Raw genomic sequence first — 22912 nt, 5'->3', positions numbered from 1 at the left:
CGATCCTGCCAAGCCGGGGAGCCCAGGGCCATGACCTCCGGGGTCATGCCTCCACGGGCACCGGACTGCCGGGCCGGAAGGTCCGGCGGTAGGCGATCGGCGAGATGCCGAGGGCGGCCCGCATGTGCTGGCGCAGCGAGTTGGCGGAGCCGAAGCCCGACCGGTGCGCGACCAGGTCGACCGGCAGGTCGCTGGATTCCAGCAGCTGGCGGGCGACTTCGAGGCGCTGGACGGTGAGCCACTGCACCGGGGTCATGCCCACCTCGTCGCGGAACCGCCGGGTGAAAGTGCGCAGGCTCATCCGGGCGTGGGCGGCGAGCTCGGCCAGCGTGACCGGCTCCGCCAGCCGCTCCAGCGCCCAGGCGCGGGTGGCGGTGGTGGTGGCGACGGTGGGTTCGGGGACGGGCCGGTCGATGTACTGGGCCTGCCCGCCGTCCCGCCACGGCGGTACGACGCACAACCGCGCGGCGCGGTTGGCGGTGGCGGTGCCGTGGTCGGCGCGGATCAGGTAGAGGCACAGGTCGATGCCCGCGGCGACGCCCGCCGAGGTGAGGATGGAGCCGTCGTCGACGAAGAGCACGTCCTCGTCGAGCAGGACGCGCGGGAAGGCCCGCTGGAACTCCGGCGCGTGCGCCCAGTGCGTTGTGGCGCGCCGCCCGTCGAGCAGCCCGGCGGCGGCGAGCACCTCGGAGCCGGTGCAGATGGACACGATCCGCGCGCCGGGGCGGATGACGGCGAGGGCGTCGGCGAGCTCGGGCGGCAGCGGCTCGCCGCGCAGCAGCCCGGGCATGGCGTGGGTGGGCGGGACGATCACGGTGTCGGCGGCCGCCAAGGCCTCGGGGCCGGCGGTGACGCCGATGGTGAAGCCCGCGTCGCTGGCCACGGGCCGGCCGTCGGCGGTGCAGACGGTGACCTCGTACAGGGCGCCGCCGTCCTCGCCGCGGGCGTTGCCGAACACCCGGGACGGCATTCCGAGCTCGAAGGGGGCGACGCCCTCGAGGGCGAGTACGGCGATTCGATGCAAAACGGGCATGGCCAGATCCTGTCACATGGTGGCCGTACGGCCAACACCACGGGGTGCCGGATGCGGCCAAGCTGAAGTCACCGGCCGGGAAAACCGGCACGGAACACCCCGAGCACCACCAAGGAGACAGTCATGCGCGCGGTCGTCGTGAGCCAGTGGGGCGGACCCGAGGTACTCACCGAGGTCGAGACGGAGCGGCCGGTGGCGGGCCTGAACGAGATCCTCGTACGGGTCCACGCGGCCGGCGTGAACCCGGTGGACTGGAAGACCCGGGCCAGCGGCGGCCTGATCGGCTGGGGCGAGGTCCCGATGGTCGGCTGGGACGTCTCGGGCACCGTCGAGGCGGTCGGCCCGGGCGTGACCCTGTACCGCGAGGGCGACGAGGTGTACGGCATGCCGAACTTCCCGCGTCAGGCGGGCGGCTACGCCGAGTACGTGGTCGCCCCGGCCCGGCACTTCGCCCGCAAGCCGGCCTCCCTGGACCACGTGCAGGCGGCGGCCCTGCCGCTGGCGGCGCTGACCGCCTGGCAGGCCCTGGTGGACACGGCCGGGGTCACGGCCGGGCAGCGGGTGCTCGTCCACGCGGCGGCGGGCGGGGTCGGCCACCTGGCGGTGCAGATCGCCAAGGCCCGCGGCGCATACGTGATCGGCACGGCCAGCGCGGCCAAGCACGAGCTGCTGCGCGGGCTGGGCGCCGACGAGGTGCTCGACTACCGCACCACGGATTTCGAGGACGCCGTCTCCGACGTGGACGTCGTGATCGACGCGGTGGGCGGGGACCACGGGCAGCGCTCGCTGAAGGTGCTGAAGCCCGGCGGGCACCTGGTGACCCTGCCCGGCCCGGACGGGCTCCCGGCCGACCCGCAGGGCGTGCACGCCTCCTGGGTACTGGTGGAGCCGGACCTCAAGGGGCTGGAAGAGATCGCGGCCCTCGCCGACCGGGGCCTGCTCCGTCCGCTGATCGACACGGTCCTGCCGCTGGCGCAGGCCGCGAAGGCCCACGAGATCGGCGAGCGGGGCCGGACCACCGGGAAGATCGTCCTGACGGTGGCCTGAGCACCGGCCCGGCCGTACCGGGCGCGTCCTGCGCGCCCGGCGGACCGGGCCGGCGCGGTGACCTCACATGGGCCTGGCGAACATCTGGACGGCGCGGTCGCCAGAGACTCCGACGCCGGTCTCGGTGAAGTTGCAGTTCAGCATGGCTCCCTTGTGGGGTGCGCTCTTCAGCCAGCCGTCGACGTGGGCCTTGGAGTCGGGGAAGCCCGAGGAGACGTTCTCGCCCCAGGCGCTCCACTTGTAGCCGACCTTGGCGAGCCGGGCCTCCTCGTTGGAGCCGTCGGACCCGGTGTGTCCGTTGAGGTTGTTCTTGGCCATGTCCTCGGCGTGGGCCTGCGCGGCCTGGGTGAGCTGCGGGTTCACGGTCAGCGGGGGGCAGTTGGCCTTGGCCCGCTCCGCGTTGACCAGCGAAACGATCTCACCGGCGTTCGAGTCCCGCACGGTGCCGGGCACGGCCGCGGCGGTGGCCACGCCGGCGGCGGCCCCGGTGAACAGCAGCGGGGCCGCGCAGGCGGCCACGGCCAGACGGCGGACGCGATGGGTTCTGGTGCTCATGTGGTGTCCCTTTGGCGGTACGGCCCGGAGGTTCCTGCACCCTCCCGCCCCCGGGATCCCCAGTTCCGAGTCTGGGCGCGCCGCCCCGGTCCCGCACCCTGGGAGGGGGCTCACACGGACGCGGACGCGGCCCGGGTCGTCGTCGCGATGGTGGCGGAGCCGACCACGCGCGTGCCGTCGTACAGCACGATCGCCTGGCCCGGGGCCACACCGCGGACCGGCTCCGTGAAGCGGACCCGCAGCTCGCCGTCCACGACCTCGGCGAAGACCTCGCTCTCGCCGCCGTGGGCGCGCAGCTGCGCGGTGTACGTGCCGGGGGCGGCGGCCGTGGAGCCGCACCAGCGGGGGCGGATCGCGGTCAGGGCGCTGACGTCGAGGGCCTCGACGGGGCCGACGGTGACGGTGTTGTTCACCGGGGAGATGTCGAGGACGTAGCGCGGCTTGCCGTCGGGGGCGGGGTGGCCGATCCGCAGGCCCTTGCGCTGGCCGATGGTGAAGCCGAACGCGCCGTCGTGGGTGCCGACCTTCTCGCCGGTGGCCCCGTCGACGATGTCGCCCTCGGCCTTGCCCAGGCGGTTCGCGAGGAAGCCCTGGGTGTCGCCGTCGGCGATGAAGCAGATGTCGTGGCTGTCGGGCTTCTTCGCCACGGCCAGACCGCGCTCCTGCGCCTCGGCCCGGATCTCTTCCTTGGTGGTGAGGGTGTCGCCGAGCGGGAACAGCGCGTGGGCGAGCTGCTTCTCGTCGAGGACGCCGAGGACGTACGACTGGTCCTTCGCCATGTCGGAGGCGCGGTGCAGCTCGCGCGAGCCGTCCTCGCCCAGGACGACGGTGGCGTAGTGGCCGGTGCAGACGGCGTCGAAGCCGAGGGCCAGGGCCTTGTCGAGCAGGGCCGCGAACTTGATCTTCTCGTTGCAGCGCAGGCAGGGGTTCGGGGTGCGCCCGGCCTCGTACTCGGAGATGAAGTCCTCCACGACGTCCTCGCGGAAGCGCTCGGCGAGGTCCCACACGTAGAACGGGATGCCGATGACGTCGGCGGCGCGGCGGGCGTCGCGGGAGTCCTCGATGGTGCAGCAGCCGCGGGCACCGGTCCGGAAGGACTGCGGGTTCGCGGACAGTGCGAGGTGGACGCCGGTCACGTCGTGCCCGGCTTCGACGGCGCGGGCGGCGGCGACGGCGGAGTCCACGCCGCCGGACATGGCGGCCAGGACGCGAAGCGGGCGGGGGGCGCGCGGCAGGTTCTCAGTCATAGCACCGTCCAGAGTACGGGGGAACCGGCCGGGGTCACAGCGCGTTATCACGTGCAGGGGGTGGATCACATGGGGAGCAAGGTGGATGCCGCGCCGAAAGCGGGGCCGCGCAGGACCCGCCGGGCAGTGCTGTTCGGGGGTCTCGGGGTCTTCGCGGTGGCGGCGGTCGCCGGGCAGGACGAGCTGCGGCGTGCCTGGTGGCTGCTGCCGGGCGTGGGCAAGCCCCGCAAGGAGGGCGAGGTGGACCACGCGGGCGCGGGCTGGACCTCGGCCTCGCCGGCGAACTGGCGGATGGCGGACCGGCCCGAGGACTACCGGGTGGACCGGATTGTCGTGCATGTCACGCAGGGCAGCTTCGCGTCCTCGGTGGACGCCTTCAAGAGTCCGTTCCACCAGGCCTCGGCGCACTACATAGTGGGCCAGGACGGCCGCGTGGAGCAGATGGTGCGCGAGATGGACGTCGCCTTCCACTCGGGCAACCGCACGATGAACGAGCGCAGCGTGGGCATCGAGCACGAGGGTTTCGTGGACCGTCCGCAGGACTTCACGGAGGCGATGTACGCGGCCTCCGCCCGCCTCGCCGCCGACGTCTGCCGCAGGTACGGCATACCCGTGGACCGTTCGCACATACTGGCCCACTCCGAGGTCCGGGGCACCGACCACACGGACCCGGGCCCCCTCTGGGACTGGGACCGGTATCTGGGCCTGGTCCACTCGGAGCTCGCGGCGGGCGGGGCGGCCCCCGCCCCTGCCCCCGCCAAGGCCCCTAGCTGAGGCCTGCCGTACGGGCCCGTACGACGGCCGGACCGATGGCCGCGGCCACGGCCGCGACGTCCTCCTTGGTGGAGGTGTGGCCGAGGGAGAAGCGCAGGGTGCCGCGGGCCAGCTGCGGGTCGGTCCCGGTGGCCAGCAGGACGTGGCTGGGCTGGGCCACGCCGGCGGTGCAGGCGGAGCCGGTGGAGCACTCGATGCCCTGGGCGTCCAGCAGGAGCAGCAGCGAGTCGCCCTCGCAGCCGGGGAAGCTGAAGTGCGCGTTGGCCGGGAGCCGGTCGTCGGGGTCTCCGCCGAGGACGGCGTCGGGCACCGCGCGGAGCACGGCGGCGACCAGTTCGTCGCGCAGCGCGCCGATCTCGGCGGCGAACCGCTCGCGCCGTTCGGCGGCGATCACGGCGGCCACCGCGAAGGCGGCGATGGCGGGCACGTCGAGGGTCCCGGAGCGCACGTGCCGCTCCTGGCCGCCGCCGTGCAGGACGGGTACGGGCGTCTGGTCGCGGCCGAGCAGCAGCGCGCCGATGCCGTACGGGCCGCCGATCTTGTGGCCGCTGACGGCCATCGCGGCGAGGCCGCTGTCCCCGAAGCGGACGTCGAGCTGCCCGACGGCCTGGACGGCGTCGGAGTGCAAGGGGACGCCGAACTCGCCGGCGACCGCTGCCAGTTCGCGGACCGGCATGACGGTGCCGATCTCGTTGTTGGCCCACATGACGGTGGCCAGGGCCACGTCGTCGGGATTGCGCGCGATGGCCTCGCGCAGGTCATCGGGGTGCACGCGGCCGTAGCGGTCGACGGGCAGGTACTCGACGCGGGCGCCCTCGTGCTCGCCGAGCCAGTGCACGGCGTCGAGGACGGCATGGTGTTCGACGGGGCCGGCGAGCACCCGGGTCCGGGCGGGGTCGGCGTCGCGTCGGGCCCAGTAGAGGCCCTTGACGGCGAGGTTGTCGGCCTCCGTGCCGCCCGCGGTGAACACCACCTCGCTCGGGCGGGCGCCGAGCGCCTCGGCGAGGGCCTCGCGGGCCTCCTCGACGGTACGGCGGGCACGGCGGCCGGCGGCGTGGAGGGAGGAGGCGTTGCCCGTGGCGGCGAACTGCGCGGTCATCGCCGCAGCGGCCTCCGGGAGCATCGGGGTGGTGGCGGCGTGGTCGAGGTAGGCCATGATCCCCTGATTCTACGAGTCCCCTCCCGGGCCCCGGACCCCCCGGTGCGACGGGGGGTCCGGGTCGGCGCGGACCGGAGGCTCGCGGCGGCCGGGATCCCGGCTCAGCGCGGGGCGCGGGCCAGCTGGCGGGACTGGGCGACCAGGTGGTCCGTGGAGTCCCAGACCTCGGCGTCCTCCTCCAGGAAACCGCCGGCCAGGTTCCGCGTGGTGATGGAGATCCGCAGCGGGCCCGGGGCCGGGCGGCGGCGGACGTGCGCGGTGAGCTCGATGGTCGGGCTCCAGCCCATCAGGCCCAGGTCGAAGCAGGTCGGCGGCAGCGCGTCCACCGCGAGCAGCAGCGACAGCGGATCGGCGTCGCGGCCGTCGGCGAGCTCGAACCAGGCCCGCATCTCGCCCTTCCCGGAGGGCGCGCCGACCGCCCAGCCCGCCGTCGCCGGGTCCAGCCGCAGCCGGAGCCGGTCGACGATCGCGTTGCTGCCGGGTATCGGGGCCGGGCCGGCCTCCGGGCCGAGGCAGTCCTCGTACGCCGGGAACCGCGGCGGGACCGCGGTGGTGCGGACGTCGTCCGGGAGGGAGGCGAGGTCGCCGTACGAGGCGACGACCCGGATCCGCTCGACCTCGGCGCCGCTCTCGTCGAACTGGAGGAGGGAGGCCTGGCCGGTGGAGAGGGTGCGCCCGATCCGGACGACCTCGGTGCGGATCACGGCGGGGCCGGGCACCGACGAGGTCAGGTAGTGGGCGGAGACGGTGAAGGGGTCCGGGTGCGGCAGGGCCGCCGACAGGGCCCGGCCGACCAGGGCCAGCAGGTAGCCGCCGTTCACGGCGGTGATGATCGTCCACCCGGCGGAGAGCTCCGCGTCGTACACGCCGGACTCGTCCGCGCGCGCGGTGACGGTGGTGTCCCGGTCGAATTCGCTGTCGCCGATGGATGCCTGGGCCGCTGCGTATGCCATGGTTTTGAGCCTACAACGCGATGCTACTAAGCGGTAGCTTTCCTTTGCTACATGCTGGTTACGGCTCTTCGGCCACCGAGGAGCGGCGGTTCCAGGCCAGCGGGGCGCGCCAGTGGTAGCGCATCGCGAGGAGCCGGAGCACGAACGTGGTGACGATCGCCGCGCCGGTGGTCACTCCGTTGAGGCTGTCGAAGGCGATCGACAGGGCCACCATCGCGGCGCCGACGATGGCGGGGACGGCGTACATCTCGCGGTCGCGCAGCAGCGACGGGACCTCGTTGGACAGTACGTCGCGCAGGACGCCGCCGCCGACGGCCGTGGCCACGCCGAGCGCGGCGGAGGCGGTGAGTCCGAGGCCGTACTCGTAGGCCTTGGTCGTGCCCGTGACGCAGAACAGGCCGAGGCCGGCGGCGTCGAACACGTTGATGGCGCGGTTGATCCGCTGCACCTCGGGGTGGAGGAAGTACACGATGACCGCCGCGACCAGCGGGGTCACGAAGAAGCTGAGCTCGCCGAAGGCCGCGGGCGGGACGGCGCCGATGACGAGGTCGCGGAAGAGGCCGCCGCCGAGGGCGGTGACCAGCGCGAGCACGCAGATGCCGAAGACGTCGAAGTTCTTGCGTACGGCGAGCAGCGCGCCCGCGGTGGCGAAGACGAAGATGCCGGCGAGGTCCAGGGCATGCTGGATCCCGGGCGGGAAGAGATCGTGGAGCACTGCCCCATTGTGCAGCGCGCCCGGCCGGCGGCTCGACGGGTACGGTCCGACAGCCCGCACGCCGCCGTCCCGGGGCTCCGTTCGCGGGCCCGGGACGGCGGGTGCGGGGGTTACTCCGAGACCGCGGCCAGGGCTTCCGCCGCGCCCGGGAGGGCCGGGTCGCCCGGTGCCTGGTCGGGGGCGTTCTCCGGGTGGTGGCAGGCCACCTGGTGGCCGGTGGCCGGCGTCAGCATCGGCGGCTCCTGCGTCGTGCAGATCTGCGTGGCCTTCCAGCACCGCGTGTGGAACCGGCAGCCGGAGGGCGGCGAGATCGGCGACGGTACGTCGCCCTTGAGCAGGATGCGCCCGCTCTTCGCACCGCGCCGACGCGGGTCCGGCACCGGCACGGCCGACAGCAGCGCCTTGGTGTACGGGTGCATCGGGCTCTCGTAGAGCGACTTGCGGTCGGTCAGCTCCACGATCTTGCCGAGGTACATCACCGCGATGCGGTCCGACACGTGCCGGATGACCGACAGGTCGTGCGCGATGATCACGTACGTGAGGCCGAGCTCCTCCTGGAGGTCGTCCAGCAGGTTCACCACCTGGGCCTGGATCGACACGTCCAGCGCCGAGACCGGCTCGTCGGCGACGACCAGCTTCGGCTTCAGGGCCAGGGCGCGGGCGATGCCGATGCGCTGGCGCTGACCGCCCGAGAACTCGTGCGGGTACCGGTTGTAGTGCTCCGGGTTGAGGCCCACCAGGGACAGCAGGCGCTGCACCTCCGCCTTCAGCCCGCCCTCGGGCTGGACGCCCTGGAGCTTGAACGGGGCGCTGACGATCGTGCCGACCGTGTGCCGCGGGTTCAGCGAGCCGTACGGGTCCTGGAAGATCATCTGCACGTCGCGGCGCATCGGCCGCATCGCGGAGACCCCGAGGTGCGTGATGTCGCGCCCCTCGAACTCGACCGTGCCGCCGGTGGGCTCCAGCAGGCGCGTGATCAGCCGGCCCATCGTCGACTTGCCGCAGCCGGACTCGCCGACCACGCCCAGCGTCTCACCGCGCCGGACGTCGAAGTCGATGCCGTCGACGGCCTTGACGGCCCCGGCCTCCCTGCGCAGCAGCCCCTTGCTGAGGGGGAAGTGCTTGACCAGGCCGGTCACCTTCAGCAGCGGTTCCGCCTCGGAGGCCTGCGGCGCGTCCGTCTTCTTCATGTCGGTCACAGCTTCGGCGCAATCTCTTCGGTCCAGATCCGGGTCCGCTCCTCCTGCGACATGTGGCAGGCGGACCAGTGCCGGCCGTCGTCCTCGGTGAGCTCGGGCCGCACGGTGCGGGTGATGCCGCCCTTGGGGACGTCGGCGTACGGGCAGCGCGGGTTGAAGGCGCAGCCGCTCGGGATGTTGATGAGGCTGGGAGGCGAGCCCTTGACCGGGATCAGGCGCTCGGTCTGCTCGCGGTCGATGCGCGGCATGGAGCCGAGCAGGCCCCAGGTGTAGGGGTGGCGGGGTTCGTAGAAGACCTTCTCGGCAGTGCCGCGCTCGATGCACCGGCCGCCGTACATCACGAGGATGTCGTCGGCCATCTCGGCGACCACGCCCAGGTCGTGCGTGATCATGATGACCGCGGAGCCGAACTCCTTCTGGAGGTCACGGATCAGGTCGAGGATCTGCGCCTGGACGGTGACGTCGAGGGCGGTGGTCGGCTCGTCCGCGATGAGCAGTTCGGGGTTGTTGACCAGCGCCATCGCGATCATCGCGCGCTGGCGCATACCGCCGGAGAACTCGTGCGGATACGCGTCCACGCGCCGGTGGGGCTCCGGGATGCCGACCCGGTCGAGCATCTCGACCGCCCGGGTGCGGGCGGTCTTCTTGTCGACGTCGTGGTGGGTCCGGTACGCCTCGACGATCTGCTTGCCGACCGAGTAGTACGGGTGCATCGCGGACAGCGGGTCCTGGAAGACCATCGCCATCTTGCGGCCGCGCAGCTTGCGCACGTGGTCGGCGTCGGCCCGTACGAGGTCCTCGCCGTCGAGCACGACCTCACCGGAGATGTGCGGGCGGCTGCGGGCGTTGCCGGTGCGGTGCAGGCCCATGATGGCCAGCGAGGTCACGGACTTGCCGGAGCCGGACTCGCCGACGATCCCGAGCGTCTTGCCGCGCTCCAGGTCGAAGGAGAGCCCGTCGACGGACTTGACCAGGCCGTCGTCGGTCGGGAAGTGCACCTTGAGGTCGCGCACGGAGAGGAACGCGGTGCCCTCGGACGGCGGCGGCCCGGCCTGCTCGGGCACGAACGCGGGCCCGCTGCCGGTGGTGGGGTTCTCGGTCACGTCAGCCTCACGCGCGGGTCGATGACGGCGTACAGCAGGTCCACGATCAGGTTGGCCATCACCACGAAGAGCGCGGCGAGCAGGGTGACACCCATGATCACGGGCAGGTCGCCCTGGCCGATGGCGGCCACGGCCGCCGTCCCCAGACCCTGGAAGTTGAAGGTCGTCTCGGTGAGCACCGCGCCGCCGAGGAGTCCGCCGAGGTCCAGGCCGAACATCGTGACGATCGGGGTGAGGGTGGAACGCAGGGCGTGCTTGCGGATGACCACGCCCTCCTTGAGCCCCTTGGCGCGGGCGGTGCGGATGTAGTCCTCGCCGAGCACGTCCAGCATCGTGGCGCGGGTGATGCGGGCGTAGGTGGCGGCGAAGAGGAAGGCCAGGGTCACCCAGGGCAGGATCATGGAGTTGAGCCACGCCACCGGATCCTCGGTGAGTGGTTTGTAGTTGGACACGTCCAGCCAGCCGAGGCTGTAGACGAAGATCGCGGGGGCCACCATGCCGGTGAAGAAGATCGGCAGCGAGACGCCGGCGAGGGCGCCGACCATCACGGTGCGGTCGATGGCGGTCCGGCGTTTGAGCGCCGAGATCACACCGGTGGCCACACCGGCGATCACCCAGATGACCGCCGCGCCGAGGGCGAGCGAGAGGGTGACCGGCATGCGGTCGACCATGGTCTCCCAGACGGGGGCCTCGGTCTTGAAGGAGTAGCCGAAGCAGGGGGCGGCGCAGTGGGTGACATCGGTGCCGCCGTCGTAGTCGCGGCCGGCGAAGATGCCCTTGACGAAGGTCAGGTACTGCTCGGAGATGGGCTTGTCGAAGCCCATCTTCACGCGGATGCCCGCCAGGGCGGTCTCGTTGGTCTCGCGGCCGGCGTACATGAGGGCCGGATCGCTGCCTGTGATCTTGGGGACCGCGAAGAAGATGCCGAAGGTGACCACGGAGACCACCAGCAGCGTGGCGACGACGTTGAAAAGCCGCCGTATGAGGTAGACGAGCACTGCAGTCGGCCGCCCGGGGCGGGCGGCTGCCGTCCCTCGTGGGGACGACAGCCGCCGCCTGCGGCCTTCACCTGCCCTTCGGACTAGCGCATGTGCGGTGAAGGCACTTGCCTGTTGTTACGTGACGACTCGACGACTCGACTACTTGGCGGCGATACCGACGGTGGCCAGGTCGATCTTGCCCATGGAGTCGTTGAAGTAGACGTTCGTCAGACGCGGGTTGTGGTAGACGAAGGCCTTGTCGAAGTTGATGGGAAGGTAGAGGGCCTTCTCCATGACCTTCTTGTTGATGTCCGTGTAGAACGGAGCAGCGGCTTCCGGAGTCGCGGCGGCGGCAGCCGTCTTGAAGAGCTCGTTGATCTCCGGGTCGTTGATCTCGGTGTAGTTGTTGTTGCCGTTCGGCTGGATGAACTTGCCGTCGACGAGCGGCTGGAGGAAGCCTGAACCGGAGTTGTAGTCGGCGCCCCAGCCCATCACGATGATGCCGTAGCCCTTCTTCTTCACGTTCTCGGGCGAACCGATCACGGAGGAGGAGAGCTTGCCGTCGTACTGGTCGATGGTGACCTTGATGCCGACCTTGGCGAGCGACGCCTGGAGCGACTCGGCGGTCTTCACCTCGGGGGCGCGGTTGTTGCGCACCGCGATGGTGGTCTCGAACCCGTCCGGCTTGCCACAGGCCTTGAGGGCCTCCTTGGCCTTCGCCTCCTGCGGCTCGCCCTTGGTCAGGCTCCACGGGTCGTAGCTCTTGTCGGAGCCGGGGATGCCGGGCGGCAGCATGTTCGCGCCGAGGTCACCGCTGGTCGGGCCGCCGCGGGCGGTCTGCAGGGACTTCGGGTCGGCCGCGTAGATGACGGCCTTGCGGCACTCGATGTTGTCGAACGGCGCGACCGTGGTCGGGAAGGCGAAGTAGCGGATGTAGCCCGTGAACGGGTTGTCCGCGTTCTTCTTGAGGTTCTCGTCCTTCAGGACCTTGTTCTTGCCGGCCTGCTGCATGCCCGTGCCGTCGATGGCGAGGTCGATGTCGCCCGACAGCAGACGCGAGTCCATGTCGTCCGGGTTGGTGGTCACCGTGAAGGAGACCTTGTCCGGCAGACCCTTGCGGATCGTGTCGGTCTTCGGGTCCCAGTTCTCGTTGCGGACGAAGGTCGCGCCCTTGCTCGCGGTGAAGCTCTCGACCTTGTACGGGCCGGTGGAGACCGGCTTGTTGGTGTACGTGGCGCCCGTGTCCTTGGCCGCCGGGACCGGCGAGGAGGACGGCATGGCCAGCAGGTAGCTGAAGTCGGAGTTGGCGCTCGCGAGGTTGAAGACGATCGTCTTGTCGTCCGGCGTCTCGACGGACTTCAGACCCATCTTGTTGGGGTCGGTGTCCTTGTACGGGCCGGGGTACTTCTGGCCCTGGTCCAGGAGGTCGATCAGGTAGGTGGGGCCGCCGGACAGCACGTCCTGCGCGAAGACGCGCTCGATGCCGTACTTGAAGTCCTTCGAGGTGATCGGCGTGCCGTCCTCGAACTTGACGCCGTCCTTGATCTTGAGGGTGTACGTCTTGCCCTCGTTGCTCAGGACCGGCAGGGCCTCGGCGAGGTCCGGGACGATCTTGCTGCCGTCCTTGCCCGGCTTGCTGTCGTACGCGAGCAGCTGGCGCACGTAGAGGCGCTGGATGTCCCACACGAAGCCGTAGTAGGCACGCGCCGGGTCGAGGTAGTCGACGTCCTGCGGCGACCAGAGCTTGAGCTCACCGCCCTTGGCGTCCGAAGGGTTCACCATGCCGGTGGTGGCGGCGTTGAAGGCGGCGCCGCCACCGCCCTTGCCCTCGGTCTTCTTGTCGCCACTGCCACCGCACGCGGCGGTCAGGGACAGGGCGGCGATCACGGCGGTGATCGCGAATGCCTGCTTTCTGCGGATCACGTTGGTCCAACCTCCATTGGTGGGTGAATCGGTGAAGCGGTTCAGCTGCCCTTGGGGTCGAGTGCGTCGCGCAGCCCGTCCCCGAAGAGGTTGAACGCCAGGACGGTGATGAAGATCGTGATACCGGGGACCACCATGTACGCGGGGTCGTCCTGGTAGATGGGGATGGCGTCGGACAGCATCTTTCCCCAGGAGGCGGTGGGCGGTTTGACGCCGGCGCCGAGGAAGCTGAGGGCCGCCTCCGTCAGGATGTTGGTCGGGATGAGCAGCGTCGAGTAGACGAGGATCGGCGCGACCAGGTTGGGCAGCAGCTCCTTGATCAGGATGTAGCCGCGCCCGGCGCCGAGGCTGCGCGCGGCCTCGACGTACTCGCGCTCCCGCAGGGAGATCGTCTGGCCGCGCACGATGCGGCCGATGTAGGGCCAGCCGAAGAAGCCGATCACGACGATCAGTACGCCCATCCGGACACCCGAACCCGAGAACCCCCAGAGGGAGTTGGGGACGACGGAGACCAGGGCGATGGTGAACAGCAGCTGCGGGAAGGCGAGCAGCAGGTCCATGATGCGGCTGATGACGCCGTCGACCCAGCCGCCGATGAACCCGGCGAGGGCGCCGAGCAGGCTGCCTATCGTGACCGACACGAAGGCCGACAGGAACGCGACGACCAGCGAGATGCGGGCGCCGTAGACGATCCGGCTGAACACGTCGCGGCCGTTGGTGGGTTCGACGCCGAGCAGGAAGTCGGAGCTCATGCCGCCGAAGGAGCCGAGCGGCGTGCCGAGGTCCGGGTCGATCAGGTCCTCGTGGAACTCGTTGGGCGGGTGGCCCAGCAGGCTCACGATCTGCGGCGCGAAGACCGCCACCAGGATCAGGAAGATCACGACCACGCCGCCGGTCAGCGCGACCTTGTCGCGCTTGAGCCGCATCCAGGCGATGCGGCCGGGCGAGCGGCCTTCGATGGCCTTGGCTGGGACGTCGGCTACGGACACGGGTGCGGGTGATTCCGCGCTCGTGTCATGCAGTGGTGCCGTCATCGTGGTGGGGACCCCTCTCGGCCGACGGGTTGCCGGCCCATGCCCGCCGCTGTGGCGGCGTTGGTGCGGAGTGGCGCTCGGAGTGCGTGGTGACACGCAGGACGCGTGTGAGGTGCAGGAATTGCGGGAAGTGCCGTGCAAAGCGACAAGCAAAAAATCATTTGCCGAACCGGGCTTTGGAGGACTGACCGGCTCTTGGGTGGGGAGTCTTCATCGGCGCTGCGATCAGCCGCCAGACCCGCAGGTGAATGGATGCGCAACCGTGATGTGAGGGTCGGGTTCCCGTTATCCGGACTTCGCTCTCGCCTGAGCGGATCAACACCGTCCGTTCGGTACGTAATCGGACATGGCGCCCAACTCGCGGTAGGACCATGCCTTTTGGACCCACAAGGGTGGTGAAATCCGGACAAGCCGAAGGCCGCGGGGAACGATGTTCCCCGCGGCCTCGGTTGGTTCGATACGGCCGTCCCGGTCCGTGGACCGGTGGCCCGGTCTGTGGACCGGTCGCTCGGTCAGTAGCCGGCTGCCTGGCCCTCTCGGTCGTAGAAGGGCCGCGTCTGGGCGCGCAGCCACATCGCCACGGGGTCGTGCTCGTCCGCCAGTGCCACCGTGCACACCGGCACGCCCTCGGGCACCGCGCCGACCGACTGGCGCATCATCTCGCGTACGGATTCCAGCGCGGGCGCGGAGGCGTCGTACAGGTCGAGCCCGACCGCGAGGTACGGCGAGCCCAGCGAGGGCTGCACCCAGGCGCGGCGCAGCGAGCGCACGGCGGGGGTGCGGTGCGCGTGCTGGGTCAGCAGCCCGTAGAACTGCGGGAGCTCCAGGGCGGGCTCGGAGAGCCGCAGCGGGCCGGCCGGCATCCGGTCGAGGCCGGTGGCGATGCGGCGCAGATCGGCCCAGGGGATGCCGAGGCCGCCGCCCTGGGCGTGCGGGTTGAGCCACAGGCCCCAGCGGTCCGGGTAGAGGGCGCGGGCGATGTCCCGGCCGGTGACCACCTCGTAGCCCCGGTTCCAGCCGCTGGCGGCCAGCTCCTGCGGGGAGGTCACGCAGGGCGCGTACCCGAGGCCCTCGACCTCCATGCCGCCGTACTGGGCGTCCGGGGAGCCCGGCTGCCCCTGCCAGAGCAGCATCCACAGACGCCCCTCGGCGAGGCCGTGCAGAAGCGACTCGTAGCTCTCGAAGCGCCCGGGCGTCACCTGGCGCATCATGTGCTCGACCTGCCCGGCCGCGGCCGTGCCTGACGCACTCACCCGGAACCCCTCTTCGTCCGCCCGTCCACCCGTATCGGCACCCAGCTTAAGCGGCGCTAAGCCGTGTAGAAGGGGCGTACGCGCTCGGCGATGAAGTCGACCACCGGGTCCTGTGCGGCGTCGAGGAGGATCAACTGCACGGGCCAGGGCGGCGCCACGCGGCCCAGGGCGCGGCCGAGGGCGTCCATCGGGGCGCTGCGCATCCCGGGCTCCCATCCCAGCAGCCGGACACCGATGTAGAGCTCCGGTGCCCCGCCCTCGACGCTGGCCAGGCAGCGGTGGGCGGCGGCGACCACGCCGGTGGCGCGGAACTCCTCGGCGGCGGCGGTCAGGAAGTCCACCGGGTCCTCCTGCCAGTCGGGCTCGTAGAGCCGGACGCGGCCGCCGGTGGCGGGGCCGTCGAGGGGGCTCCGGCCGGTGCGGCAGAGCTCGGCGACGGCGGGCGGGGGCAGCGGCACGCCGACGGCGCCCTCGGGGTTCACGGCGATGCCGAGCTGCGGGGGCAGGCCGCGGGCGAACTCGACGGCGGGGGCCACGGCGAAGTCCATGGCCGGGCCGACGCAGGCGCGGAACTGGGCCTCGGAGCTGTACACGGGCACGTACGGCGCGCCGTTGATCTCCATGGTGGGCAGGGTGAGACCCCCGGCCGCGTCCGGGCCGCCACCGCCGGGCAGCGGCACCCAGAGCCGGCTGCGCCCGAGCACCTCGACGATGCGGGCCCCGGCGTCCGCCTGCCCGAGGGCCGCCCCGAGCACCTGCTCCAGCTCGTTGTCCGGCCAGCCGCCGCCCTGCATGTACGCCTCCGCTGTGTTCCGCCCCACGCTGTCGGCCCGAGGTTAACGGCTCGTACCGACACGGCCGCCGGGGGCCCCGGCCGCCGTCGGCGCCCCGCGGCTCCCTGGGGGGTGTCCGCCGGACACCCCCCAGGGCATGTCTAGGACCGCCGGAAGGCTATGCGGGTCACGCGGGCCGCCGAGCCGCGGTCCAGGAGGACCGCCGAGGTGCAGCCGGCCGGAAGGCGGCCCGATTCGGCTTCGCGCAGCAGCCGGGCCACCGCTCCCCGGTGGCGGGCGAAGGCGTACGCCGACACCCCGCGGCCGCGCGCCGCCTGCCCGGCCAGCGCCTCCTCCGGGCTGGTGTCCAGCAGCAGCAGGTGCAGCGACCGGCCCCGCCGCCGCGCGGCGGCGGCCAGCAGGCCGCGCACCCACGACTGCGTTCCGCAGTCGTGGACCACCGCCGAGGCGCCGGAGCGCAGGGTCCGCCAGAGCCCCCAGTAGTGCGCGAAGCGGACCAGCGGCCGGTACGCGGCGTACGGCAGCGCCCTCGGCATCCGGCGCTCCCAGCGCTCGCGCACGTCCTGGGAGTCGATGCCGCCGTCCTGTGCGGCCCGCTTGATCAGCGTGCTCTTGCCGCCGCCCGGGAGGCCGGACACCACGACGATGTCCCCTTCCGCGAAGCCGAGCCACTGCGGTCCGTGCGCGCCGCGGCCACGCAGGTCGCGTACGAGGGCGTCCTCGGCGCACGCCCGCCGCGCCGCCGGCACCCCGTCCACGGACCCCGTCCCGGTCAACGCCAGCACTCCGAATCGCCGCACAGTGATCGCCTCCCCCAATCGGGCCCTGCGGGGGCCCCATGCCCACTGAGTGTAAAGAGACGGTAATACGGCACGCCCGGTTCCGGTCGGCGCATCCCGGCCGAACCCGGCCGATCCCGGCCGAACCCGGATGCGTCACCGGCCCGTCGTACCGGCCCGTCGTACCGGCCCGTCGTACCGGTCCGCCGTCACCGGTCCGCGCCTCTTCCGTACGTTGCTTCGCACGTTCTTCCGGGCCCGCACCCCCGATCGCCCGGACGGCGTGCAATGATGTGCGCCATCTGGACCAACTGCATACCGGCCGCTTGAATCCGCGCGGGAGAGTCCCGGCACGCCGCGAGGCGGTGCCCGGGCGCCGAAGGAGCAAGTACCTCCCTTGAATCTCTCAGGCCCCGTACCGCGTGGATGAGGCAGATCTGAAAAGCGAGCCGCGCCACCGTCCCCCGCGACGGCATCCGCGTGTGCTCCACCCAAGGTGCAAGTCGACGTTCCCCGGGTCCGACCGGGAACTCTCGGCGAACCTCTCAGGTTCCGATGACAGATGGGGAGGATCGTCCTCGTCATGTCATGCCCTGGGACCCGGGAGCCACACCCATGAGCACTGCCCCCCGCTTGACCGCCCTCGATGCGCTGCACCGTTCGCTCGGTGCGACCATGACCGATTTCGCGGGCTGGGACATGCCCCTGCGGTACGGCAGTGAGCGCGACGAGCACAACGCCGTCCGGACCAAGGCCGGCCTGTTCGACCTGTCCCACATGGGCGAGATCACGCTGACCGGCCCGGAGGCCGTCAAGGCCCTGGACCACGCGCTGGTCGGCAACATCTCCACCGTCGGCGTCGGCCGCGCCCGCTACACGCACATCTGCCAGGAGGACGGCGGGATCGTCGACGACCTGATCGTCTACCGCCTGGGCGAGACCGAGTACATGGTCGTCGCGAACGCCTCCAACGCCCAGGTCGTCCTGGACGCCCTGACCGAGCGCGCCGCCGGCTTCGACACCGTGGTCCGCGACGACCGCGACGCGTACGCGCTGATCGCCGTCCAGGGCCCGGAGTCCCCCGGCATCCTTGCCTCCCTCACCGACGCCGACCTGGACGGGCTGAAGTACTACGCCGGCCTGCCGGGCACCGTCGCGGGCGTGCCCGCGCTGATCGCGCGTACGGGCTACACGGGCGAGGACGGCTTCGAGCTGTTCGTCTCCCCCGAGCACGCCGTCGAGCTGTGGCAGGCGCTGACCAAGGCCGGCGAGGGCGTCGGCCTGGTCCCGGCCGGCCTGTCCTGCCGCGACACGCTGCGCCTGGAGGCGGGCATGCCGCTGTACGGGCACGAGCTGACCACCTCCCTGACCCCGTTCGACGCGGGGCTGGGCCGGGTCGTGAAGTTCGAGAAGGAGGGGGACTTCGTCGGCCGCGCCGCGCTGGAGGCCGCCGCCGAGCGCGCCGCCACCAACCCGCCGCGCAAGCTGGTCGGCCTGATCGCCGAGGGCCGCCGCGTCCCGCGCGCCGGGTTCCCGGTCGTGGCCGGCGGCCAGGTGATCGGCGAGGTCACCTCGGGCGCCCCGTCCCCGACGCTCGGCAAGCCGATCGCGATGGCGTACGTGGACGCGGTGCACGCCGCGCCCGGCACCTCCAGCGTCGGCGTGGACATTCGCGGTACGCATGAGCCGTACGAGGTCGTGGCCCTGCCGTTCTACAAGCGGCAGAAGTAATTCCCCTCCGTCTCAGTACGCAAGACCACTGTTCGTTCGTACTCCCCCGCATCCAGGAGAATCAGGTCATGAGCAACCCCCAGCAGCTGCGTTACAGCAAGGAGCACGAGTGGCTGTCGACCGCCGAGGACGGCGTCGCGACGGTCGGCATCACGGAGTTCGCGGCCAACGCGCTCGGTGACGTCGTCTACGCCCAGCTCCCCGAGGTCGGCGACACGGTGACCGCGGGCGAGACCTGTGGCGAGCTGGAGTCGACCAAGTCCGTCAGCGACCTGTACTCCCCCGTCACCGGTGAGGTCGTCGCCGCCAACCAGGACGTCGTGGAAGACCCGGCGCTCGTGAACACCGCTCCGTTCGAGGGCGGCTGGCTGTTCAAGGTGCGTATCACGGACGAGCAGGACGACCTGCTCTCCGCCGAGGAGTACGCCCAGCTCACCGCCGGTAAGTAACGACCCCAGGGGATCCTGATGTCTGTTCTGAACACCCCCCTCCACGAGCTCGACCCGGACGTCGCCGCCGCCGTCGACGCCGAGCTCGCCCGCCAGCAGTCCACCCTGGAAATGATCGCGTCGGAGAACTTCGCCCCGGTCGCCGTCATGGAGGCCCAGGGTTCGGTCCTGACCAACAAGTACGCCGAGGGCTACCCGGGCCGCCGTTACTACGGCGGCTGCGAGCACGTCGACGTGGTCGAGCAGATCGCGATCGACCGCGTCAAGGCGCTGTTCGGCGCCGAGGCCGCGAACGTCCAGCCGCACTCCGGTGCGCAGGCGAACGCCGCCGCGATGTTCGCGCTGCTGAAGCCGGGCGACACGATCATGGGCCTGAACCTGGCCCACGGCGGTCACCTGACCCACGGCATGAAGATCAACTTCTCCGGCAAGCTCTACAACGTGGTCCCGTACCACGTCGACGAGACCGGCGAGGTGGACATGGCCGAGGTCGAGCGCCTCGCCAAGGAGTCCAAGCCGCAGCTGATCGTCGCCGGCTGGTCCGCCTACCCGCGCCAGCTGGACTTCGCCGCCTTCCGCCGCATCGCGGACGAGGTCGGCGCGTACCTGATGGTCGACATGGCGCACTTCGCCGGCCTGGTGGCCGCCGGCCTGCACCCGAACCCGGTGCCGCACGCCCACGTCGTCACCACCACCACGCACAAGACCCTCGGCGGTCCGCGCGGCGGTGTCATCCTGTCGACGCAGGAACTGGCCAAGAAGATCAACTCCGCGGTCTTCCCCGGTCAGCAGGGCGGTCCGCTGGAGCACGTGATCGCGGCCAAGGCGGTCTCCTTCAAGGTGGCGGCCTCGCCCGAGTTCAAGGAGCGCCAGGAGCGCACCCTGGAGGGCTCGAAGATCCTCGCCGCCCGCCTGGTCCAGGACGACGTCAAGGCCGTGGGCGTGGACGTCCTCACCGGCGGCACCGACGTGCACCTGGTCCTGGTCGACCTGCGCAACTCCGAGCTGGACGGCCAGCAGGCCGAGGACCGCCTCCACGAGGTCGGCATCACGGTCAACCGGAACGCGATCCCGAACGACCCGCGGCCTCCGATGGTCACCTCGGGTCTGCGGATCGGCACGCCGGCGCTGGCCACCCGCGGTTTCGACGCCGAGGCCTTCACCGAGGTCGCCGAGATCATCGCGCAGGCGCTGAAGCCGGCGTACGACGCCGAGGACCTCAAGGCGCGCGTCTCCGCGCTCGCCGCGAAGTTCCCGCTGTACCCGACGCTCTAGGTCTCGCGGGTTCCAGGCGGTGACCTGGAAGGGCCCGGCCCTCGTTTCGCACAGGGCCGGGCCCTTCCCGTAACCAACGATCATCTCGGCCGCGATGGTGATCTCTTACCTGATCGGACCGGTCGCCGTGGGCGTCTTCCGCCGCACGAAGCCGGAGCTGCCGCGCCCCTTCCGGCTGCCGTACGCCCGTGCCCTGCCCGCCGACGTTCGTCTTCGCCGCCTGCGCGCCGTACTGGTCGAAGTGGCCGAACACCGGCATCGTCACGGCCCTGACCCTGCCGGCCGCCCCGATCGCCGCACCGTTGCCGTCCCGCAGGGGCGAGCGGAACCCCGCCCGGCAGTTCGCCCCGGCCTGGTGGATCGTCTTCTTCCTCGGCGCCCTGTCCCTGCTCTCGCACCTCGGCTCCACCGGCTTCGGCGGCCGGGGGCGTACGCCTGGCGGTGCGTGCGGGTGTCCAGGCCCACTCCGCCGGGCTGCCAGGGCCCGACCCCATCCTGGAGGGGGCGGCGCAGTCCGGCGCCCGCCCCGTCGTGGAGCGGGAACGTGACCTGACCCACGCCTAACCGCAACCTCGCGCACCCGGTCCGGCAGCCGAGCCGTTCACTTCACCGCGTTAAGCTCGTCTGTCGGACAAAATCCGAACAATCACCCCTCCTGAAGCACCCGAACCGCCCGAACCACCGCACCGCCGCTCCTGCCCCCTCCCACCCCACGAGCAGACAAGGGAGTCCGCCACCGTGGCCATCTCCGTCTTCGACCTCTTCTCCATCGGCATCGGCCCCTCCTCCTCCCACACGGTCGGCCCGATGCGGGCCGCCCGCATGTTCGTGACCCGGCTGAAGAAGGACGGCGTACTCGCCCAGACAGCGGCGGTCCGGGCGGAGCTGTACGGGTCCCTCGGCGCGACCGGCCACGGCCACGGCACGCCCAAGGCGGTGCTGCTGGGCCTGGAGGGCCACTCCCCCCGCTCGGTGAACGTGGAGAGCGCCGACGACGAGGTGGAGCGCATCCGCAGGACGGGCCGCCTGCGCCTGCTCGGCACCGAGATAGGGGGCGCGCACGAGATCGCCTTCGACGAGCCGAGCCAGCTGATCCTGCACCGCCGCCGGTCCCTGCCGTACCACGCGAACGGCATGACGCTCTTCGCGTACGACGCCGCGGGCGCCCCGCTGCTGGAGAAGACGTACTACTCGGTCGGCGGCGGCTTCGTGGTGGACGAGGACGCGGTCGGCGAGGACCGGATCAAGCTCGACGACACGGTGCTGAAGTACCCGTTCCGCAGTGGCGACGAGCTGCTGCGCATGGCCCGCGAAAGCGGTCTGTCGATCTCCGCGATGATGCTGGAGAACGAGAAGGCCTGGCGCACCGAGGAGGAGATCCGCGAGGGCCTGCTGGAGATCTGGCGGGTCATGCAGGCGTGCGTCGCGCGCGGCATGTCGCGTGAGGGCATCCTGCCGGGCGGCCTGAAGGTCCGGCGCCGGGCCGCGAACACCGCCCGCAAGCTCCGCTCCGAGGGCGACCCGCTGGCGCTGTCCATGGAGTGGATCACCCTCTACGCGATGGCCGTGAACGAGGAGAACGCGGCCGGCGGCCGGGTGGTCACCGCCCCGACGAACGGCGCCGCGGGCATCATCCCCGCGGTCCTGCACTACTACATGAACTTCGTGCCCGGCGCCGACGAGGAGGGCGTGGTCCGCTTCCTGCTGGCGGCCGGTGCGATCGGCCTGCTGTTCAAGGAGAACGCCTCGATCTCCGGCGCCGAGGTCGGCTGCCAGGGCGAGGTCGGCTCGGCCTGCTCGATGGCGGCGGGCGCCCTCGCCGAGGTGCTGGGCGGCACCCCGGAGCAGGTGGAGAACGCGGCCGAGATCGGCATGGAGCACAACCTGGGCCTGACCTGCGACCCGGTCGGCGGCCTGGTCCAGATCCCGTGCATCGAGCGCAACGGCATGGCGGCGGTCAAGGCCGTCACCGCGGCCAAGATGGCCATGCGCGGCGACGGCACCCACAAGGTCTCCCTCGACAAGGTCATCAAGACCATGAAGGAGACCGGCGCCGACATGAAGGTCAAATACAAGGAGACCGCCCGCGGCGGCCTGGCGGTCAACGTCATCGAATGCTGATCCTCAGCGCGTGACGAAGGAGGGGCCCGGCGCGGTGCGCAGGGCCCCTCCGGCGTTCCACAACATGGTTGATCCGCAGGCCAATTGAGGTTTGGGTCGAGTTGATCACGCGTGAGGGCGAACCCTCCGCTCCGCTCTGGTCTCCCGGTGATCACATGCGCCATGGTGATCACGTGACGTCGCGGCCACACCCCCGGCGGCCGGCCAACCGCCTTGGACCGCAGCCTTTTTGCGTACTGGAGGACTTCATCATGGCAAGCAACCGCAGCATCCGCGCCCTGGCGGCCGTCGCAGCACTCCCCTTCGCCGTCGCGCTCTTCGCGGGCGCGGCCCAGGCCGACAACGGCGCCGGTGCGGGCGTCTCGTCCAATGCCGCCGTCGGCGAGATCCTCGGCAGCGGGGTAGCCGGCGGCAACCTGGGCAACTCCTCCACCACCCAGCAGGTCGCCACGGGGTCCGGGGCGTCCAACCAGGGCAACGGCGCCCAGGCCGACGGCGCCGGCTTCACGGCGATCGGGCAGTCCAACGGCTCGTTCGTCTTCAACCCCGTCCCGTAGCGGACCGGTGACGCGAAGGGCCCGCCCTCCCCCCGGAGGGCGGGCCCTTCGCGCTCCCGTCCCCTTTCCTGTGAGAAGAGGGGCCCAGCGGCCCCCGGGGTCGGGACCTTCGGCCCGCGGGGGCGGCCGGGGGGTGGGCTAGGGTCTGTTGCGAAAGTGGATCTTGTTCGTTCATGATCACGTCTTGTGGGACGTGGAGATCTGACGAACGGCCAGTGGGCCCGGCTTGAG

General features: G+C 71.4%; 21 protein-coding genes and 1 riboswitch. Of the genes, 7 read left to right on the top strand and 14 right to left on the bottom strand.

Annotation, left to right across the window (positions count from 1 at the left end):
* Positions 1-43: 43 nt before the first annotated feature.
* Entirely contained in the window at positions 44-1033 is a 990-nt protein-coding gene (locus ACFXGI_RS18010) for a GlxA family transcriptional regulator (RefSeq protein ID WP_384707151.1), read from the bottom strand.
* Positions 1034-1156: 123 nt separating this feature from the next.
* On the opposite strand from ACFXGI_RS18010, the gene ACFXGI_RS18005 reads away from it, so the two are divergent.
* A complete protein-coding gene (locus ACFXGI_RS18005) occupies positions 1157-2080 on the top strand; it encodes an NADP-dependent oxidoreductase (protein WP_384707148.1) in 924 nt (307 codons plus the stop codon).
* A gap of 63 nt (positions 2081-2143) precedes the next feature.
* On the opposite strand, the gene ACFXGI_RS18000 is transcribed toward ACFXGI_RS18005, so the two are convergent.
* A complete protein-coding gene (locus ACFXGI_RS18000) occupies positions 2144-2635 on the bottom strand; it encodes a CAP domain-containing protein (RefSeq protein ID WP_384707145.1) in 492 nt (163 codons plus the stop codon).
* Positions 2636-2745: 110 nt separating this feature from the next.
* A complete protein-coding gene (mnmA, locus tag ACFXGI_RS17995) occupies positions 2746-3882 on the bottom strand; it encodes a tRNA 2-thiouridine(34) synthase MnmA (RefSeq protein WP_384707142.1) in 1137 nt (378 codons plus the stop codon).
* Positions 3883-3951: 69 nt separating this feature from the next.
* Here mnmA and ACFXGI_RS17990 point away from each other — a divergent pair, with 69 nt between their 5' ends.
* A complete protein-coding gene (locus ACFXGI_RS17990) occupies positions 3952-4656 on the top strand; it encodes an N-acetylmuramoyl-L-alanine amidase (protein ID WP_384707139.1) in 705 nt (234 codons plus the stop codon).
* Here ACFXGI_RS17990 and ACFXGI_RS17985 read toward each other — a convergent pair.
* The 11 genes from ACFXGI_RS17985 to ACFXGI_RS17935 all read right to left on the bottom strand — a co-directional run bounded on the left by ACFXGI_RS17985 (position 4649) and on the right by ACFXGI_RS17935 (position 16575).
* A complete protein-coding gene (locus ACFXGI_RS17985; RefSeq protein ID WP_384707136.1) occupies positions 4649-5812 on the bottom strand; it encodes a cysteine desulfurase family protein in 1164 nt (387 codons plus the stop codon). The two genes, ACFXGI_RS17990 and ACFXGI_RS17985, sit on opposite strands and share 8 nt — an antisense overlap.
* Before the next feature lie 104 nt (positions 5813-5916).
* The gene (locus tag ACFXGI_RS17980; protein WP_384707133.1) at positions 5917-6768 is read right to left on the bottom strand and encodes a thioesterase family protein; all 852 of its coding nucleotides are present in this window, start codon (positions 6766-6768) and stop codon (positions 5917-5919) included.
* A 58-nt stretch (positions 6769-6826) separates the two neighbouring features.
* Positions 6827-7483 carry a trimeric intracellular cation channel family protein gene (locus ACFXGI_RS17975; protein ID WP_384707131.1) on the bottom strand — a complete coding sequence of 219 codons (657 nt, stop codon included), beginning with the start codon at positions 7481-7483 and terminating at the stop codon, positions 6827-6829.
* 110 nt (positions 7484-7593) lie between these two features.
* Complete coding sequence (locus tag ACFXGI_RS17970) at positions 7594-8673, bottom strand: ABC transporter ATP-binding protein (protein ID WP_384707128.1); 1080 nt, start codon at positions 8671-8673, stop codon at positions 7594-7596.
* Positions 8674-8678: 5 nt separating this feature from the next.
* A complete protein-coding gene (locus ACFXGI_RS17965; protein WP_384707125.1) occupies positions 8679-9785 on the bottom strand; it encodes an ABC transporter ATP-binding protein in 1107 nt (368 codons plus the stop codon).
* The gene (locus tag ACFXGI_RS17960; RefSeq protein WP_030857349.1) at positions 9782-10783 is read right to left on the bottom strand and encodes an ABC transporter permease; all 1002 of its coding nucleotides are present in this window, start codon (positions 10781-10783) and stop codon (positions 9782-9784) included. The genes ACFXGI_RS17965 and ACFXGI_RS17960 overlap by 4 nt, the downstream gene beginning before the upstream one ends.
* 141 nt (positions 10784-10924) lie before the next feature.
* Positions 10925-12688: an ABC transporter substrate-binding protein gene (locus tag ACFXGI_RS17955; RefSeq protein WP_384707121.1), complete on the bottom strand. Its 1764-nt coding sequence runs from the start codon at positions 12686-12688 to the stop codon at positions 10925-10927.
* Positions 12689-12729: 41 nt separating this feature from the next.
* Complete coding sequence (locus ACFXGI_RS17950; protein ID WP_327133687.1) at positions 12730-13722, bottom strand: ABC transporter permease; 993 nt, start codon at positions 13720-13722, stop codon at positions 12730-12732.
* A 512-nt stretch (positions 13723-14234) separates the two neighbouring features.
* Entirely contained in the window at positions 14235-14975 is a 741-nt protein-coding gene (locus ACFXGI_RS17945; RefSeq protein WP_384707117.1) for an enhanced serine sensitivity protein SseB C-terminal domain-containing protein, read from the bottom strand.
* Positions 14976-15031: 56 nt separating this feature from the next.
* Positions 15032-15769, bottom strand: coding sequence for an enhanced serine sensitivity protein SseB (locus ACFXGI_RS17940; protein ID WP_384707425.1), 738 nt, complete (start codon positions 15767-15769; stop codon positions 15032-15034).
* A gap of 140 nt (positions 15770-15909) precedes the next feature.
* Positions 15910-16575: an AAA family ATPase gene (locus ACFXGI_RS17935; protein WP_384707422.1), complete on the bottom strand. Its 666-nt coding sequence runs from the start codon at positions 16573-16575 to the stop codon at positions 15910-15912.
* Positions 16576-16875: 300 nt separating this feature from the next.
* Positions 16876-16979, top strand: a riboswitch (glycine riboswitch).
* Between the two features lie 184 nt (positions 16980-17163).
* On the opposite strand from ACFXGI_RS17935, the gene gcvT reads away from it, so the two are divergent.
* From gcvT to ACFXGI_RS17910, 5 genes are all read left to right on the top strand, one after another.
* Positions 17164-18279 carry a glycine cleavage system aminomethyltransferase GcvT gene (gcvT, locus tag ACFXGI_RS17930; protein WP_384707114.1) on the top strand — a complete coding sequence of 372 codons (1116 nt, stop codon included), beginning with the start codon at positions 17164-17166 and terminating at the stop codon, positions 18277-18279.
* A gap of 68 nt (positions 18280-18347) precedes the next feature.
* Entirely contained in the window at positions 18348-18728 is a 381-nt protein-coding gene (gcvH, locus tag ACFXGI_RS17925) for a glycine cleavage system protein GcvH (RefSeq protein WP_384707111.1), read from the top strand.
* An 18-nt stretch (positions 18729-18746) separates the two neighbouring features.
* Positions 18747-20003 (top strand): serine hydroxymethyltransferase, encoded by a 1257-nt coding sequence (gene glyA / locus ACFXGI_RS17920; protein ID WP_384707108.1) that lies wholly within the window; start codon positions 18747-18749, stop codon positions 20001-20003.
* Between the two features lie 738 nt (positions 20004-20741).
* Complete coding sequence (locus tag ACFXGI_RS17915) at positions 20742-22124, top strand: L-serine ammonia-lyase (protein WP_384707105.1); 1383 nt, start codon at positions 20742-20744, stop codon at positions 22122-22124.
* Positions 22125-22375: 251 nt separating this feature from the next.
* Positions 22376-22681 carry a hypothetical protein gene (locus ACFXGI_RS17910; protein WP_384707102.1) on the top strand — a complete coding sequence of 102 codons (306 nt, stop codon included), beginning with the start codon at positions 22376-22378 and terminating at the stop codon, positions 22679-22681.
* Positions 22682-22912: the final 231 nt, after the last annotated feature.

Source organism: Streptomyces sp. NPDC059355 (assembly GCF_042752335.1).
GTDB lineage: Bacteria > Actinomycetota > Actinomycetes > Streptomycetales > Streptomycetaceae > Streptomyces.
Note: the sequence above shows the minus strand (reverse complement) of the source record. Positions and strands in the feature narration are given on the sequence as shown.

Coding starts and splice junctions, on each gene's coding strand:
- ACFXGI_RS17990 (WP_384707139.1), top strand. CDS start 3,952: ATGGGGAGCAAGGTGGATGCCGCGCCGAAAGCGGGGCCGCGCAGGACC.
- ACFXGI_RS17980 (WP_384707133.1), bottom strand. CDS start 6,768: ATGGCATACGCAGCGGCCCAGGCATCCATCGGCGACAGCGAATTCGAC.
- ACFXGI_RS18010 (WP_384707151.1), bottom strand. CDS start 1,033: ATGCCCGTTTTGCATCGAATCGCCGTACTCGCCCTCGAGGGCGTCGCC.
- ACFXGI_RS17940 (WP_384707425.1), bottom strand. CDS start 15,769: ATGCAGGGCGGCGGCTGGCCGGACAACGAGCTGGAGCAGGTGCTCGGG.
- ACFXGI_RS18000 (WP_384707145.1), bottom strand. CDS start 2,635: ATGAGCACCAGAACCCATCGCGTCCGCCGTCTGGCCGTGGCCGCCTGC.
- ACFXGI_RS17985 (WP_384707136.1), bottom strand. CDS start 5,812: ATGGCCTACCTCGACCACGCCGCCACCACCCCGATGCTCCCGGAGGCC.
- ACFXGI_RS17910 (WP_384707102.1), top strand. CDS start 22,376: ATGGCAAGCAACCGCAGCATCCGCGCCCTGGCGGCCGTCGCAGCACTC.
- mnmA (WP_384707142.1), bottom strand. CDS start 3,882: ATGACTGAGAACCTGCCGCGCGCCCCCCGCCCGCTTCGCGTCCTGGCC.
- ACFXGI_RS17970 (WP_384707128.1), bottom strand. CDS start 8,673: ATGAAGAAGACGGACGCGCCGCAGGCCTCCGAGGCGGAACCGCTGCTG.
- gcvT (WP_384707114.1), top strand. CDS start 17,164: ATGAGCACTGCCCCCCGCTTGACCGCCCTCGATGCGCTGCACCGTTCG.
- ACFXGI_RS17950 (WP_327133687.1), bottom strand. CDS start 13,722: ATGACGGCACCACTGCATGACACGAGCGCGGAATCACCCGCACCCGTG.
- ACFXGI_RS18005 (WP_384707148.1), top strand. CDS start 1,157: ATGCGCGCGGTCGTCGTGAGCCAGTGGGGCGGACCCGAGGTACTCACC.
- gcvH (WP_384707111.1), top strand. CDS start 18,348: ATGAGCAACCCCCAGCAGCTGCGTTACAGCAAGGAGCACGAGTGGCTG.
- glyA (WP_384707108.1), top strand. CDS start 18,747: ATGTCTGTTCTGAACACCCCCCTCCACGAGCTCGACCCGGACGTCGCC.